The 14,274-nt window shown below is 69.1% G+C and carries 16 protein-coding genes and 1 riboswitch; of the genes, 8 read left to right on the top strand and 8 right to left on the bottom strand.

All coding sequences use genetic code 11. From position 1 onward, the window contains the following. Window positions 1-92 precede the first annotated feature (92 nt). Window positions 93-149: riboswitch (cobalamin riboswitch) on the top strand. Window positions 150-175: 26 nt separating this feature from the next. After that, window positions 176-1,150: a YafY family protein gene (locus ABZV58_RS20815; protein WP_355001803.1), complete on the bottom strand. Its 975-nt coding sequence runs from the start codon at window positions 1,148-1,150 to the stop codon at window positions 176-178. A gap of 63 nt (window positions 1,151-1,213) precedes the next feature. On the opposite strand from ABZV58_RS20815, the gene ABZV58_RS20810 reads away from it, so the two are divergent. The 3 genes from ABZV58_RS20810 to ABZV58_RS20800 all read left to right on the top strand — a co-directional run bounded on the left by ABZV58_RS20810 (window position 1,214) and on the right by ABZV58_RS20800 (window position 3,434). After that, complete coding sequence (locus ABZV58_RS20810) at window positions 1,214-2,344, top strand: epoxide hydrolase family protein (protein ID WP_355001802.1); 1,131 nt, start codon at window positions 1,214-1,216, stop codon at window positions 2,342-2,344. 161 nt (window positions 2,345-2,505) lie between these two features. Then, window positions 2,506-2,868, top strand: coding sequence for a DUF1304 domain-containing protein (locus tag ABZV58_RS20805; RefSeq protein WP_355001801.1), 363 nt, complete (start codon window positions 2,506-2,508; stop codon window positions 2,866-2,868). Next, window positions 2,865-3,434 (top strand): TetR/AcrR family transcriptional regulator, encoded by a 570-nt coding sequence (locus ABZV58_RS20800; RefSeq protein WP_355001800.1) that lies wholly within the window; start codon window positions 2,865-2,867, stop codon window positions 3,432-3,434. The genes ABZV58_RS20805 and ABZV58_RS20800 overlap by 4 nt, the downstream gene beginning before the upstream one ends. A 50-nt stretch (window positions 3,435-3,484) precedes the next feature. Here the strand turns inward: ABZV58_RS20800 and ABZV58_RS20795 are convergent, their stop codons facing one another. Further along, the gene (locus ABZV58_RS20795; RefSeq protein ID WP_355001799.1) at window positions 3,485-4,180 is read right to left on the bottom strand and encodes a hypothetical protein; all 696 of its coding nucleotides are present in this window, start codon (window positions 4,178-4,180) and stop codon (window positions 3,485-3,487) included. Window positions 4,181-4,426: 246 nt separating this feature from the next. Between ABZV58_RS20795 and ABZV58_RS20790 the strand changes: the two genes are divergently transcribed. Together ABZV58_RS20790 and ABZV58_RS20785 are read left to right on the top strand one after the other, a co-directional pair. Then, on the top strand, window positions 4,427-5,599 hold the full coding sequence (locus ABZV58_RS20790) for an acyl-CoA dehydrogenase family protein (RefSeq protein ID WP_355001798.1): 1,173 nt from the start codon (window positions 4,427-4,429) through the stop codon (window positions 5,597-5,599). A gap of 9 nt (window positions 5,600-5,608) precedes the next feature. Then, window positions 5,609-6,736 carry an acyl-CoA dehydrogenase family protein gene (locus ABZV58_RS20785; protein WP_355001797.1) on the top strand — a complete coding sequence of 376 codons (1,128 nt, stop codon included), beginning with the start codon at window positions 5,609-5,611 and terminating at the stop codon, window positions 6,734-6,736. A gap of 50 nt (window positions 6,737-6,786) precedes the next feature. Here ABZV58_RS20785 and ABZV58_RS20780 read toward each other — a convergent pair whose 3' ends face one another. Then, window positions 6,787-7,293 (bottom strand): hypothetical protein, encoded by a 507-nt coding sequence (locus ABZV58_RS20780; RefSeq protein WP_355001796.1) that lies wholly within the window; start codon window positions 7,291-7,293, stop codon window positions 6,787-6,789. Between the two features lie 228 nt (window positions 7,294-7,521). Between ABZV58_RS20780 and ABZV58_RS20775 the strand changes: the two genes are divergently transcribed. Beyond that, entirely contained in the window at window positions 7,522-7,872 is a 351-nt protein-coding gene (locus tag ABZV58_RS20775) for a hypothetical protein (protein ID WP_355001795.1), read from the top strand. 167 nt (window positions 7,873-8,039) lie between these two features. Continuing rightward, window positions 8,040-8,240, top strand: a complete 201-nt coding sequence (locus ABZV58_RS20770; RefSeq protein WP_355001794.1) for a hypothetical protein — start codon at window positions 8,040-8,042, stop codon at window positions 8,238-8,240. On the opposite strand, the gene ABZV58_RS20765 is transcribed toward ABZV58_RS20770, so the two are convergent. The 5 genes from ABZV58_RS20765 to ABZV58_RS20745 all read right to left on the bottom strand — a co-directional run bounded on the left by ABZV58_RS20765 (window position 8,225) and on the right by ABZV58_RS20745 (window position 12,633). Then, complete coding sequence (locus ABZV58_RS20765; protein WP_355001793.1) at window positions 8,225-9,160, bottom strand: hydroxymethylglutaryl-CoA lyase; 936 nt, start codon at window positions 9,158-9,160, stop codon at window positions 8,225-8,227. The genes ABZV58_RS20770 and ABZV58_RS20765 overlap by 16 nt on opposite strands. Further along, window positions 9,157-9,324: a hypothetical protein gene (locus tag ABZV58_RS20760; protein ID WP_355001792.1), complete on the bottom strand. Its 168-nt coding sequence runs from the start codon at window positions 9,322-9,324 to the stop codon at window positions 9,157-9,159. The genes ABZV58_RS20765 and ABZV58_RS20760 overlap by 4 nt, the downstream gene beginning before the upstream one ends. Then, window positions 9,321-10,544 (bottom strand): CoA transferase, encoded by a 1,224-nt coding sequence (locus ABZV58_RS20755; RefSeq protein WP_355001791.1) that lies wholly within the window; start codon window positions 10,542-10,544, stop codon window positions 9,321-9,323. Before ABZV58_RS20755 ends, ABZV58_RS20760 begins: the two co-directional genes overlap by 4 nt. Before the next feature lie 105 nt (window positions 10,545-10,649). After that, complete coding sequence (locus ABZV58_RS20750) at window positions 10,650-11,573, bottom strand: TauD/TfdA family dioxygenase (protein WP_355001790.1); 924 nt, start codon at window positions 11,571-11,573, stop codon at window positions 10,650-10,652. Window positions 11,574-11,862: 289 nt separating this feature from the next. Further along, the gene (locus ABZV58_RS20745) at window positions 11,863-12,633 is read right to left on the bottom strand and encodes a deoxyribonuclease IV (RefSeq protein WP_355001789.1); all 771 of its coding nucleotides are present in this window, start codon (window positions 12,631-12,633) and stop codon (window positions 11,863-11,865) included. Between the two features lie 152 nt (window positions 12,634-12,785). Between ABZV58_RS20745 and ABZV58_RS20740 the strand changes: the two genes are divergently transcribed. After that, a partial coding sequence (locus ABZV58_RS20740; RefSeq protein WP_355001788.1) for a protein kinase occupies window positions 12,786-14,274 on the top strand: 1,489 nt, incomplete at its 3' end.

Here is a 14,274-nt window from a genome sequence, read left to right as displayed (position 1 = left end):
TCGAACGGCGTTCTGCTGCCCGGTGATTCGTCCTCGACCACCCGAGCTGGGACCGCGCACGCTTCGACGCGGCGATATCGTCCAACTCGCCGCGGGAACGCCGGTGCGAATCCGGGGCTGTCCCGCAACTGTCGCCGAGCAGCAATCCGCCGATGCTCAGCGGCGAAACCGATTGCTAGGACAGCGGTGCGGGTTCGACCGGGGGGAGCGAAGATTCGATTCGAGACGCGATGGTGCGGAGTTGCTCGGTCAGCTCAGGGGATGCGTGTACTCGGAAGGGAACGCCGAGCGCGAGCAGGCGGTGGGCCAACCATTCGGGGGAGTCGTCGCGGGTAGCGGTCAGGCGGCAGGTGTCCTCGTCGAGGGGAGTGAGGTCGCCCGGGTCGTCGCCGAGGCGGCCCGTCACCCGCGCGACCGGCGCAGAGATCGTCACTTGCACGCGGTAAGACGGTGCGCCCCAATCGGTTCGGCGGCCCGCGACGTAGTCGGCAGGGGAGGCGGCGGGTAGTGGACGCGGGGTGAATCGTGCGCCGGTGGGTTGCGGACGTTCGATCCGATCCACGCGGAAGACGCGCCAGTCCGCGCGATCGAGGTCGTGGCCGAGGAGATACCACCGGCGGCGGATCGGAACGAGGCCCACCGGCTCCACATGGCGCCGGGAACTGCCGCCCGCGTACCCGAAACGGGTTCGCTCCCTGTTGGTTACGGCCGCGGCCAAGGTGCTCAACACTTCCGGGTCGACGGTCGGCCCCTCGTGCGCGGGCGTCGCGGTGGCCGCCCCGAGGACGCGCACCCGGCGGCGCAGCTTGGCGGGCAGGACCTGCTCCAGTTTGGCGAGCGCACGCACCGAGGCCTCCTCGATGCCCGCGACCGCGGATCCGGCCGCCGCCCGCAGTCCGACCGCGATGGCGACAGCTTCGTCGTCGTCGACGAGCAGCGGCGGCATGGCCGTGCCCGCCACCAATCGATAGCCGCCCGTCGCGCCCATCGTCGCCTCCACCGGATAGCCGAGTTCGCGCAGCCGGTCGACGTCGCGGCGCACGGTGCGGTCGGTGACGCCGAGGCGTTCGGCCAGTTCGCTGCCGGAGAATTCGCGCGGGGTCTGCAACAACGAGAGCAGCCGGAGCAGCCGGGCCGGGGTGTCGTTCACGAATTCCAGAATCCCAGAAAACTAGGACATAGATCGTCCTATATGGCTTCTAGCGTAGTTCTCATGACGAACCCCATCCGCCCCTTCCGCATCGACATCCCGCAGGCCGAGCTCGACGACCTGAACGACCGGCTCGCCCGCACCCGCTGGTCCGCGCAGTTGCCCGGCTCGGATCGCGGTGTAGCGGTCGATTACCTTCGCGAGCTGGCCGAGCACTGGCGCACCCGTTTCGACTGGCGCGAGCAGGAGGCGGCGCTCAACGAACTCCCGCAGTTCGTCACCGAAATCGACGGTCTCGACGTGCATTTCGTGCACGTCGAGTCGCCCGAGCCGGATGCGCTTCCGCTGCTGCTGACCCACGGCTGGCCCAATTCGTTCGTCGAGTTCACCAAGACCATCGGCCCGCTGGCCGACCCGAGGACGCACGGCCTCGACCCCGCGCAGGCGTTCCACGTCGTGGTGCCCTCGGTTCCGGGTTTCGCGTTCTCCGCCGCGCCGACGGACGAGATGACCACCGGCCGAGTGGCGCGGATGTGGGTGGAGTTGATGGACCGCCTCGGCTACCGGCGCTACGGCGTCCAGGGCGGCGACCTCGGCGCGTATGTCGCACCGGAGATGGCGCTGGCCGCGCCGGATCGAGTGGTCGGCGTGCACCTCGACGGCGGCATCGGCATGCCGACCGCGGCCGACGTGCCGACCATGTCCGCCGAGGAACGCGCGGAATGGGATCTCATGCAGCAGTGGATGACCGGCGGCGTCGACCACCACACGCTGTTGCGGGCCGCGCCGCAGACCTTCGCGCACGCGTGGAACGATTCGCCGGTCGGGCTGCTGGCCTGGCAAATACAGAAGTTCCAGGAATTCACGCCGCTGGTCGACCACCTCGAGGAGGCGATCGACCGCGACCACCTGCTGACCAACGTCAGCCTGTACTGGTTCACTGCCACCGCGGGCACCTCGTCCTGGCCGATGTACAACGGACTCGGCGAGGACGGTTTCGCCTGGCCCACGGGACAGAAGCTGGTCCCGACCGGCGTCTACGGCGGCGGCTCCGCGCTCATGCGGCGACTCGCCGAACAGGACAACGACATCGCGCACTGGCCCGAGGGCAACACCGGCAACCACTTCGTCGCGATGGAGGTCCCGGACATGCACGTCGCCGACATCCGCGCGTTCTTCGCGAAGCTCGCCTGAGCGTCGCGGCCGACTACATCCGGCGCGATGCGTGACGGCAGTCGGCGTCCCTGCCCCGCGGTTTCGGCAGGCGGCGCCGGCGTCTGTCGGCATGCCCGACAGATCATAGACATCTGTCCATGTATTCTAGACATCTGTCTATGAAATGGAGAGGATGCGAGATGGAGACGACTGCGAATGTGTTGGTCGGCCTGGTTGCCGCGCTGCACGTGTACATCTTGGTTCTGGAGATGTTCCTGTGGGAGAGGAAGCCGGGCCGCAAGCTCTCCGGCTTCGATGCCGCGATGGCTCGTGCCAGCGCTCCGCTCGCCGCGAACCAGGGTCTCTACAACGGATTCCTGGCGGCCGGGCTGATCTGGGCTCTGATCGCCGAGAATCCGACCAGGTTCCAGGCCCAGGTCTTCTTTCTCGGCTGCGTGATCGTCGCCGGGCTGTACGGCGGTTTCACCGCCAACCGGCGGATTCTGATCGCCCAGGCATTGCCCGGGGCGCTGGCGCTCGGCGCCGTTCTGCTGGCACGATGACCGCCGTGCAGGCAGATCCCCGGACGGCACGGACCCGGGCAAAGCTGCGCGAGGCACTGCTGGAGGAGTGTGCCAGCCGTCCACTGGCCGAGGTCAGCGTCGCCGCGCTGGTGCGTCGGGCCGGGGTCGGCCGCGCCACGTTCTATCTCCACTACGCCGACCTGGAGGCGGTCGCCGTCGACGCTTGCGCCGATGTCGTCCGCGATGCGGTGGACGCCCTGCACGCCTGGCGCGGCACACCCGACCCTGCCAGCCCGCCGCCAGCGCTGCTCGCCTTCTTCGACCTTCTGACCCCGCACGCCGGGCTCTATCGGGAACTGTTGCGCCCGGGCGGCGGCGGTCCACTCGGGCGCGTACTCCATCACGATCTGCGTGCCCGCAGCCATGCCGAGCGCATCCTGGTCGGCGCGCCGGAGCCCGCCCTGGTCGCCTCGGCTGTGGCCGCGACCTTCGCCGGGGTGCTCGCCGACTGGCTACACGGGCTGATCGAGGCGACCCCCGCCGAGATCGCGCAGCGGGTATGGCGCCTGCTCGTCACCCTGCACCGCACCCCGCTGCCCGAATGACCGCGGCCTGCCGCGGAGTTCACCCAATCCGTCGCCGGAGGCGTTAGGGCCTAAGAGGTGGGGATGCCGCTTGTGGGCGCGGTGGGGGCGGCGCTCGGTGCGGATTGCGGGGCGGGCGCGACCGGCGCATCGGGCACCACGAAAGTGCCGACCGTCGGCGTCATCACGCAGTGCGCGCCGGGATATCCGATGATCCCCCACATCGACGCGATGACGGTGCCGGGTCCGCTGTGCACGGTCTTGGACAGCGTCGGCAGGTTGAACTGGGTGACGTCGTCGAGCGCGTCGAGGCCGCTGCGTCCGTTGTTGACGTTGACCCACGCCACGACGAGTCCGGAGGTGAGCGGGGCGCCCGAGTGCGACGGAGTGGCGCTGAAGCGCAGGGTGCCCGGCTCCGGGTTCGCGCCCTGGTTCGGGTTGACGCCCTCGGTGGTGCCCGCCGCGATGATCGTGGTGATGGGGCCGTGCGTGCCGCAGCCGAAGGTGGGCGCGGCGTAGGCGAAGGGCGCCCAGTTGCCCGCGATGTCGCGCAGCTGGGCGACATCGACGAGCTTGGTGTAGTTGCCGAGCGCTTCGACGCCCGCGCGTGCGGCCTGGTCGGTTCCGGCTCGCTCGGTGAGGTGAGCGACGGCCTGATCGATCGACGCGTCCGGCTCCGCGGCGGCGGGTCCGGCGAAGGTCAGAACGGCGCCGATGCCGAGGGAGGTCACAGTCGCGGCCGCGCGTGCGAAAATTCTGCCGTTCACCTTGTTCTCCTCGAATACCAACCCGGGGCTTCCCCGACCCTGGCCAGCAACGTACCAGTTCGCCATGACCGCCGCCGAGTGGGCCGAGCGAGATTTCCCGGTCGCCTGACGGGTTGCATGGCCGCCCGTGGATCGATGTCGGCGACGTCTTCTGCGGACCGGACCGCGAATGTGATCCACTCGACAGTGGCGGATTACCGCGGGGTAGGTTTGACTCGGAAGTACGAGACACAACGGGAGTTGCGTATGAAATTATCCCTGTCCCCCGACGAGGTGGCCTTCCGCGACGAGCTGCGGCAGTTCTACCGCACCGAGATCCCCGCGGAGATCCGTGAGCGCGTCAAGTACGGCCATGAGCTCTCCCGCGAAGACGTCGTCACGGCCCACAAGATCCTCAACGACAACGGCCTCGCCGTGCCGAACTGGCCGGTGGAGTGGGGCGGCAAAGACTGGACCCCGATGCAGCGCCACATCTGGCAGGACGAGATGCAGCTGGCCTCGGTGCCCGAGCCGCTGACGTTCAACGCCCAGATGGTCGGCCCGGTCATCGCCCACTTCGGCTCGCAGGAGATCAAGGAACGCTTCCTCCCCGCGACCGCGGCCCTCGACATCTGGTGGTGCCAGGGCTTCTCCGAGCCGGACGCCGGTTCGGACCTGGCGTCGCTGCGCACCACCGCGGTGCGCGACGGCGATTCCTACATCGTCAACGGCCAGAAGATCTGGACCACGCTGGCTCAGTACGCCGACTGGATCTTCTGCCTGGTCCGCACCGATCCGACCGCGCAGAAGAAGCAGGCGGGCATCTCCTTCCTGCTGTTCGACGTGAAGAGCCCCGGCGTCACCATCCGCCCGATCAAGCTGATCGACGGCGGCTACGAGGTGAACGAGGTCTTCTTCGAGAACGTGCGGGTGCCCGCCGATCAGCTGGTCGGCGAGGAGAACATGGGCTGGACCTACGCCAAGTTCCTGCTCGGCAACGAGCGCACCGGCATCACCGGCGTCGGCCGCACCAAGGTGAAGCTCGGCGTCGCCAAGGACTACGCGCGCCAGATCAAGTCCGGCTCCGGCTCGCTGCTGGAGGACCCGGTGTTCGCCGCGCGGATCGCCGAGCTGGAGAACGAACTGCTCGCGCTCGAGCTCACCCAGCTGCGGGTGGTCTCGAACTCCACGGAGGGCAAGCCGAACCCGGCCTCCTCGGTGCTCAAGCTGCGCGGCTCGGAGCTGCAGCAGGCCGCCACCGAGCTGCTGCTCGACATCGCGGGACCGGACGCGCTTCCGGTCGACGCGGAGGACATCGCCTCCCCCGGCTGGGCCCAGCGCAGCGGCCCCAGCTACCTCAACTACCGCAAGACAACCATCTACGGAGGTTCGAGCGAGGTGCAGCGCACCATCATCGCCTCCACGATCCTCGGATTGTGAGGCCTGGTCATGGAATTCGAACTCACCGATGAACAGGTCATGCTGCGCGACACCGTGCGCGACGTGCTGGCCCGCAACTACGACCCGGAGTCCCGGCTGAAGGTGACCGACACCGAGCTGGGCTGGAGCCGCGACGTGTGGCGCCAGCTCGCCGAACTCGGCGTGCTCGGCCTCGGTTTCGCCGAGGAGGACGGCGGCGTCGGCGCGGGTCCGGTGGAGACCATGGTCGTGCTCGAGGAGATCGGCCGCCGCCTCGCGCCGGAGCCGCTGCTGGACGCGGTGCTGGTGCCCGGTGCGTTGATCGGTCTGGTCGGCAGCGCCGAACAGCGGCAGCGGATCCTGCCCGACGTCGCTTCCGGCGAGAAGCTGCTCGCCTTCGCGCACGCGGAGCCCGGCGTGCGTTGGCCGTCCACCGATCTCGCGACCAGCGCGGCCGCCGAGGGCGACGGCTACCTGCTGACCGGCGTGAAGAACCCGGTGGCGCACGGCGATTGCGCCGACGAGCTGGTGGTCAGCGCGGTGCTGCCGGGCGGCGGCGTCGGGCTGTTCCTGGTCGCCGCTGACGGCGAAGGGGTGTCCCGCAAGGTCTTCCGCACCGTCGACGGCCAGCGCGGCGCGCAGATCACCTTCGACAAGGCCCGCGCCGAACTGCTCGGCGACACGGCCGACGCGTCCGAGGCGGTGCAGATCGCGCTCGGCCACGCGCACGCCGGTCTGTGCGCCGAATCCATCGGCGCGATGGAGGAGTCGCTGCGGCTGACCACCGAGTACCTGAAGACGCGTAAGCAGTTCGGCGTCACGCTGTCGAAGTTCCAGACGCTGACCCAGCGCGCGGCGAACATGTACGTCTCGCTGGAACTGGCGCGCAGCATGAGCCTGTACGTCACCGCGTCGCTCGCCGACGGCGCCAACGACCCGGTGGTCGCCTCGCGGGCCCGCCTTCAGGTCGGACGCGCGGCACGGCACGTCGGGCAGGAAGCCGTTCAGATGCACGGCGGCATCGGCGTCACCGCGGAGTACCCGGTCGGCCACTACGTCGCGCGGCTCACCGCGATCGGCCGGACGCTCGGCGGCGATCTCGACCACCTGAAGGTGCTCAGCGCCCAGGTCGGCGGCTACGACCTGCCGGAGCTGTAGGACCGCTCGGATCGGGCGGCGGTGCGGGCGAAAGCGCCCGTGCCGCCGCCTTATTCGTCTTCGGACTCGGAGGTGTCCGACCGCGGTGTGGTGGTCGGGCGGCGGGTCGTCGGTTCCTCGTCCTCGGTCGGCGGCGGTGTCGTGGCCGACAGCGTCCGGCGCGTGGTCGTCGGTTCCTCGGTTTCCCTTGGCGTTTCGGTTGCGGCGGTGCGCGGCTCCGTGGTGCGTGGCTCCGTGGTGCGCTCGGGCGAGGTGCCGCTGATCTCCGATTGCTCTTCCGGCGGAACGGTCATCGTGCTGTATCCGGCGGGCCTGCGCGGCGGTCCGGCGGGCGCCACATGCCAGCTCGGCGAGGGCGGGATGACGATGCGCGGCACCGTGGCGCTGGAACCGTCGTCACGGACCACGGCCGCGGCGGCCGGGCCGTCCTTGAGCGGCGGTGGCGGGACGTAGGTGTCCTCGCCGCCGATCCCGCAGGAGCCGATGAGGACCAGACCGAGCGAGACCGCTCCCACTGCGATCGCCGGACCCGCGATCTTGGCCCTGCTGCTCTCCATCCGGGACACTCCTCGTGTGTTTCGAGTGGCCTCACCATAATCCACGTGTGCCCACCCGGGCCACGCGAGCGGGTCACCGTCGGCGGGCTTCTACAGCACTTTCAAACATCAATGATTCAGATATCGAATTGATCTCGTCGGCGTGTCGCGGGCACGTGTCGCGGCACAACCGCGTCTACGGGCCGTAGCGTATGTGATCGAAGTTACGCGTGAGACGCCTATACCAGGATGAGAGACGCGCTGGTCGAGCTGCGCGAAGGCAATACTCTGATCGGCGTCACCGAGGAGAAGATGATGGGAGCATACTCGACCTCTCCGCTGCCGGCGGCCGACGCGACCGCCGAAACGGCAGAACCTGCGAAGCAGGAAGTGTCGAAATCGCCCACAGGCGCTGTGTCCACGATCGTGGCGCGGGCATTGGGCTGGCTGTTCTTCCTCGGCGGTATCGTCGGGGCAGTGCTCGGCATTGCGGGGCTACACGTCGAGATCACCGTCGCCGGATTGATTCTGGCGTGCACCGCGGGGCTCGTGCTGCTGAAGATCCGCGCCGACGGCGGGGGGCGAAGCGGCGCGGACTGACCCGGGACCATCTGTCTTCGGACGGCGTTGCGCGAGACTTCGCTTGCGGGAGCGAAGTCGAGCCACCGAAAAGTTGTTCGCGGACCTTCGCTTGCGGGGCGAGGATGCGACGTGCGTAGTCCGTCGGTACTTCGGGTACGGCCGAAGCGAATTCAGAGGTACGCCGAATGCGAATCGAGATGACGGAAGACCCCGTCGCCTACCGTGCCGCGACCGAGTCCTTCCTCCGCCGTGATTTCCTGCGGCACACCGTGATCGCTACGGGTATCGCCAACTTCACCGATCTGGCGAATCCGACCTCGAACAAGATCTATCGCGCGATCGGCTACCGAGCCGTCCACGATTTCGCGAACTACGTGTTCGAGTAGCCGACGACCCATTCGAAGGCCGCGGCCTTGGAACGCGCTCCCTCCGCGGTGCGCGAACGGTTCGGTTCGCCGAGCTCGGCGAGCAGGCTCTCGGTCAGCTCGACGAGTTCGGCCAACGTGGCCGGGGCGAACCAGTCCGGGCGGGTGGCGAACAGGATGTCCTCGCTGGAGGTGTTGCCGCTCGCGCCGGGCGCGAACGGGCAGCCGCCGAGGCCGCCGAGCGAACCGTCGACCATGCCCGCCCCCGCGCCGATCGCGGCCAGCGTGTTGGCCACGCCCATGCCCCAGGTGTCGTGGCCGTGGAACACGATGCGGCGCTGGGGAGTTCGCTCCCGGACCGCCGAGATCAGCGCGGCGACCTGGGCCGGATGCGCTTGGCCGAGGGTGTCGGCGAGGACGATGTCGCCCGTTCCCTCGGTGCGCGGATCGTTCGCGATCGCGAGGACCCGCTCCGGATCGACCGGGCCGTCGAACGGACAGGTGAAGCTGGTCGCCAAGCACAGCTGTATGGCGCCGCCCACCTCGTGCGCCAACCGCACCGCCTCCGGCAGCACGGCCATGCTGTCCTCGGTCGCGCGGCCGATGTTGGCCTTGTTGTGCGCGTCGGACGCCGAGAAGCAGTACTGGAAGTTGCGCACGCCCGCCGCCGCGGCCTTGGCGACGTGGCGCGGGGTGGCCACCCACACCCAGCAGCGCTCGAGCTCCTCCGGGCTCAGAGCCGCGACGAGGTCCATGGTGTTGGCCATGGGCGGCACCAAGTCGGGCCGCGCCATGGAACCGATCTCCAGCGCGGGCACGCCGAGCGCGAGCAGGCGGCGCACGATCTCCACCTTGCGCTCCACGGGCAAGGTCTTGCCGGTCAGCTGGAGGCCGTCGCGCAAAGTCACATCGCGCAACACCACGTCGTGCGCTTCGGTCATCGCCGGTCCTCTCGCGCCTGCGGCGGCACGCACATCACTCCCGCCCATGGTTTCTGGTTCGCGCCCGCCGGATTGGGGTGCACCGTCGGCCGCGCGTGTCCGGGCGCGCGCTGCTCCCACACGTTGCGACCCGTCGGCCTGCGACGACCTCGCCTGCGAGTCATGCCTGCACCTCGCTCTCACCCGTGGCGGCCGCGATCTCGGCTTCGCTCATGCCGAGCAGGCCGGAGAGCACCTCGTGGGTGTGTTCGCCCAGGTCGGGGCCGACATTGCGGATGGGAAGCGACTGCTCCCCGATCACGGGCACGATGCCGGGGAATCCGACCGTCTTCGGCTCCGGCTCGCCGACGTCCACCGGGAACGGCTGAATCATGTTGCGGGCCTTGTACTGTTCGTCGGCGACGATGTCGGCGGCGGTGTAGATCGGGCCGCACGGGATGGCCGCGTCTTCCAGGATCTTCAGCGCCTCGTCCCTGGTGTACTGAATCGTCCATTCGCCGATCGACGCGTCCAGCCGCTCGCGGTGGCGCCAGCGGCCCGCGTTGTCCTGGAGTTCCGGGTCGGCCGCCAAGTCGGGCCTGCCGATCACCTGCATATAGCGCTGGAAGATGGCGTCGCCGTTGCCACCGATGATGATGCTGAAACCGTCCCGGCACGGATAGGCGTTGCTCGGCGCGATGCCTTCCATTCGCCCGCCGACGCGTTCCCGGTTGATGCCGTAAGCCAGGTAGTCGGGGACCAGCGATTCCATCACCGAGAGGATGGCCTCGTTCAGCGCGACGTCGATCACCCGCTCGGCCAGCGGCACGGCGTCCGTGCGCTCCCGCTGGAACAGCGCCATCACGGTGCCGAAGGCGGCGTAGATGCCCGCGATGGAATCACCGATGGAGACGCCGACGCGCACCGGGGGACGGTCCGGGTCGCCGACCAGCTCGCGCAGCCCACCGACCGCCTCGGCGACCGCGGCGAAACCGGGCCGCGACGACATCGGTCCGGTCTGCCCGTACGCGGAGATCCTGGTGATCACCAGATCAGGATTGGCCTCGTTCAGCGCCTCGGGCCCGAGTCCCCACTTCTCCAGCATGCCCGGCCGGAAGTTCTCCAGCAGCACGTCGCAGTGCTCGACCAGGTCGAGCACCACCGCGCGGCCCTCGTCGGTGCGCAGATCCAGGGTGATCGACTTCTTGTTCCGGTTGACGGTGCGGTACAGCATCGAGGTGTCGCCGCCGTAGAGCCGCCAGTTGCGCAACTCGTCGCCGGCCTTCGGCCGTTCCACCTTGATGACCTCGGCGCCGAAGTCGCCGAGTATGCGCCCGGCGGTCGGCGCCGCGATGTAATTGCCGAGCTCGAGGACGCGAACTCCGTCCAACGGCCGAATACTCATGGCCAATAGTGTGGACTAATCCAGCTCCCGACCTCGGCCCGCCCTCGGTCTCGCGCCGGGCGCGCGTACCGCGCACCGGGGGCGGGCTTCGGCGTATTTCGCCAATCAGGCGGCGCGCGAGACCTCTTCGACGATCGAGTAGTGCTCGGCGTTGCCCGCGACGACGGTGCTCGGGGCGCCGTCCACGCCGACCGGGACGTCACCGGCCAGGGTGATGCGGGTTAGCTTGCGCGGCTGGTCGTCGTAGTCGTCGACGGCGTAGTGCTGGGTGGCGCGGTTGTCCCAGATCGCCACGTCACCGAGCTGCCAGTTCCAGCGGACGGTGTTCTCGAGGCGGGTCACCCGATCCTGGAACAGCCGGAACAGCGCCTGGGACTCGGCGCCCGACAGGCCGACGAAATTCTTCACGAAGTGCCCGACCAGCAGCGCCCGCTCACCGGTCTCGGGGTGCACCCGCACCACCGGGTGCTCGGTCTCGAAGTAGGTCGACTCGAACTCGGCGCGGTACTCGGCGGTGTTCGGCCGGGCCTTGCTGCCGTGCGCCGCCGCGTAGTCGTACACATTGGTGTGCACCGCGCGCAGGTTCTCGGCGAGCAGCTTCAGCGGCTCGGGCAGCGACTCGTAGGCGGCCACGGTGGAGGCCCAGGTCGTGGATCCGCCGTAGGTCGGCAGGGTCACCGCGCGCAGGATCGAGGCCTTCGGAATGCGGTCGACGAAGGTGACGTCGGTGTGCCAGCTGTTGGCCCGGCCGTACTCGGAGTCGATGGCCAGGCTCTTCACACCGTGCGAGCTGACCGTCGGGTGCGGGGTCGTCGGCGTGCCGAGCAGCTGCGCGAACGCGTACTGCGCGTCCTCGGTGAGGTGCTCCTGGCCGCGGATGAAGACGACCTTGTGCTCGAGCAGGGCGCGACGGATCACGTCGACCGACGCCGCGTCCAGGTCGCCGCCGAGCCGGACGTTGTCGATCTGTGCGCCGATGCGGGCGCCGAGCTTGGTCACCGAGACCGTGGGGGCGGGTGCGATCGTCATGTGTGGTCACCTTCGCTGATCTGGAACGGGAGTGCGTGGTAGAGCACATCACCTGGAAAAGGGGCGTGACCAGGGTTTTCGTCGGGGTGATCGCAAGGGTGGGGTTGTGGCTCGGCACGCGCCCAGCGCCGTTCGAGGCAAACCTGGGTAGGAGTGCGTGAACGCGCAGGTCCAGCCCTCGGAACCACGTCAACCGACGCAACCACCAACCCGAACCGGACGATTCCTGCCTCGCCGTCCCAGAAGAACCGGGCCAACCGCACCCGAAGTGCGCGAGGTGCGTGCTAAATCACCCCACGTGCTCCCGAAGGTAGGCGAGATCGTCCGCGACCCCCTCGCCCGGAGTCTCCAGCACCACCGGCGCGTCCGCGCTGCGGCAGACTTCGGCGAGCAGCTGCGGGTCGATCGTGCCGTCGGCGAAGTTGGCGTGGCGGTCGGCGCCGGAGTTGAACTCGTCGCGCGAGGAGTTGAGGTGCACCAGGTCGATGCGGCCAGTGATGGCCTTGATCCGGTCGACGACGCCGAGCAGTTCCTCGCCGCCCGCCCAGGCGTGGCAGGTGTCCAGGCAGAAGCCGGCGCCGTAGTCGCCGACGGCGTCCCACAGCCGGGCGATGGTGTCGAAATGCCTGGCCATGGCGTGGTTGCCGCCCGCGGTGTTCTCGATGAGGATCGGCACCGCGAAGCCGCCTTTGTCCTGCTGGCGTTCGAACAGCTTGCGCCAGTTGTCGATTCCGGTCTGCACCTCGGCGTCGGAGCGGACGTGGCCGCCGTGCACGACCAGGCCGAACGCGCCGAGATCGGCGGCCGCCTTCGCCTGCTGGGCGACCGCGTTGCGCGAGGGCATCCGCAGCCGGTTGTTCAGGCTCGCCACGTTGATTTGATAGGAGGAGTGCACCACCACATCGATCGGGCTGGCGAGGATCTCCTCGGTCCTCGGGTGCGGGACCGGTTTGTCCCAGCTCTGCGGGTCGACGACGAACATCTGGATGACATCGGCGCCGAGTTTCTCACCGAAGCCGATCGGATCGCTGTCGAGCCGGACGTGTGCTCCAATGCGCATGGGGCTCAGCGTAGTGGGCGGCACCGACATCGCGGGAAACCGGCGATACGGCGGCGAATAGCCGAGAATCGAAGGACTGTTGCGCCCACGTGGTTCCGCGAGATACATCGGTAGGATCCACGTGCTCGACCCGATGAGGGGGGTGAATCACCTTGCTGCGTACTGGCGAGATCTTTGCCGGTTACGTCATCAAGCGCGTGCTCGGACAGGGCGGCATGGGCACGGTGTATCTGGCCCAGCATCCGCGGTTGCCGCGGATGACCGCGCTGAAGCTGCTCGATCGCGAACTCTACGGTGATCTCGAGATCAGGGGACGCTTCGAGCGGGAGGCCGATCTGGTCGCCCAGCTCGACCACCCCAATATCGTCACCGTCTACGACCGCGGCGCCGAGGACGAGCAGCTGTGGATCTCCATGCAGTTCGTGGCGGGGTCCGACGCCGCGAGCGCCGACGTCGACGTGCTCGCCGCCGGACGGGCGGTGCAGATCATCGCCGAGACCGCCGCCGCGCTGGACTTCGCGCACGCCAACGGGGTGCTGCACCGCGACGTGAAACCGGCCAACATCCTGCTGGCCAAGGCGCCCATCGGGCAGCCCGAGCGGGTGCTGCTCACCGACTTCGGCATCGCGGGCATGCGCAACGCGGACACCACGCTGAGCTCGGCGGGCACCATCACCGCCACGTTGGCCTACGCCGCGCCCGAGCAGCTCAGCGGGCAGCCGCTGGACCACCGCGCCGACCAGTACTCGCTGGCCTGCACGCTGTTCTGGATGCTCACCGGCAATGTGCCCTTCCCCGGCACCACCCCCGCGGCGGTGATGAACGGGCACATGTACACGCCGGTGCCGCCGCTGTCCCGCACCCGCCGCGGTCTGCCGCCCGCCCTGGACGCGGTGATGGCCCGCGCCCTGGCGAAACGCCCCGCCGACCGGTTCCCCAGCTGCACCGATTTCGCCACCGCCGCCCGCCGAGCCCTGGCCTCCGGTACGCCGGGCCCGCACCGCCCGCACCCCATGACCGGCCCCGTCCCACCGCACACTGGCTTCGCCACCCAGCACCAGGGCGTGCCGCCTCGCACCGGGTTCGTCCCCGACGGACGTCCTCCGCACACGGGCACCCCGACACATGCCGGTGCACCGGGCGGTGTGCACCCGCACACGGGCGGCCCCACGCACGCGGGTGGCCCGACGCACGCGGGTGCGCACCCGCCAACCAGCGGCTCGGCTCACCCCGGCTCACCGGCGCACGCCAGTGCGCATCCGCGCCCCGGCGTGCCGCGCACTGGATTCGTGCCGCCCGCGACTGGCACGCAAACACATTCGCCGCACGCGAGCGATCCCTCACATCCAGGTGTGCCTCCGCAGTCGGGTGGAGTGTTGCCGCCCACGGGGTTCGGTTCACCTTCGAACGGTGCGCCGCGTGCTGCTCGTCCTCCGCACGGGACTGATCCGTCGCATCCGGGTGTGCCTGCGCAGTCGGGTGGAGTGTTGCCGCCTGCGGGGTTCGGTTCACCTTCGAACGGTGCGCCGCGTGCTGCTCGTCCTCTGCACGGGACTGATCCGTCGCATCCGGGTGTGCCTGCGCAGTCGGGTGGAGTGTTGCCGCCTGCGGGGTTCGGTTCACCTTCGAACGGTGCGCCGC

The organism is Nocardia sp. NPDC004654 (assembly GCF_040609595.1).
In the GTDB taxonomy this organism is placed as follows: Bacteria; Actinomycetota; Actinomycetes; order Mycobacteriales; family Mycobacteriaceae; genus Nocardia.
This window is presented reverse-complemented; position numbering and strand designations above follow the sequence as displayed.

Bases quoted from the DNA above. Each gene is read 5' to 3' on its own strand.
- ABZV58_RS20810 (WP_355001802.1), top strand. From the start codon at position 1,214: ATGACGAACCCCATCCGCCCCTTCCGCATCGACATCCCGCAGGCCGAG.
- ABZV58_RS20805 (WP_355001801.1), top strand. From the start codon at position 2,506: ATGGAGACGACTGCGAATGTGTTGGTCGGCCTGGTTGCCGCGCTGCAC.
- ABZV58_RS20800 (WP_355001800.1), top strand. From the start codon at position 2,865: ATGACCGCCGTGCAGGCAGATCCCCGGACGGCACGGACCCGGGCAAAG.
- ABZV58_RS20790 (WP_355001798.1), top strand. From the start codon at position 4,427: ATGAAATTATCCCTGTCCCCCGACGAGGTGGCCTTCCGCGACGAGCTG.
- ABZV58_RS20785 (WP_355001797.1), top strand. From the start codon at position 5,609: ATGGAATTCGAACTCACCGATGAACAGGTCATGCTGCGCGACACCGTG.
- ABZV58_RS20780 (WP_355001796.1), bottom strand. From the start codon at position 7,293: ATGGAGAGCAGCAGGGCCAAGATCGCGGGTCCGGCGATCGCAGTGGGA.
- ABZV58_RS20775 (WP_355001795.1), top strand. From the start codon at position 7,522: ATGAGAGACGCGCTGGTCGAGCTGCGCGAAGGCAATACTCTGATCGGC.
- ABZV58_RS20770 (WP_355001794.1), top strand. From the start codon at position 8,040: ATGCGAATCGAGATGACGGAAGACCCCGTCGCCTACCGTGCCGCGACC.
- ABZV58_RS20765 (WP_355001793.1), bottom strand. From the start codon at position 9,160: ATGACCGAAGCGCACGACGTGGTGTTGCGCGATGTGACTTTGCGCGAC.
- ABZV58_RS20760 (WP_355001792.1), bottom strand. From the start codon at position 9,324: ATGACTCGCAGGCGAGGTCGTCGCAGGCCGACGGGTCGCAACGTGTGG.
- ABZV58_RS20755 (WP_355001791.1), bottom strand. From the start codon at position 10,544: ATGAGTATTCGGCCGTTGGACGGAGTTCGCGTCCTCGAGCTCGGCAAT.
- ABZV58_RS20750 (WP_355001790.1), bottom strand. From the start codon at position 11,573: ATGACGATCGCACCCGCCCCCACGGTCTCGGTGACCAAGCTCGGCGCC.
- ABZV58_RS20745 (WP_355001789.1), bottom strand. From the start codon at position 12,633: ATGCGCATTGGAGCACACGTCCGGCTCGACAGCGATCCGATCGGCTTC.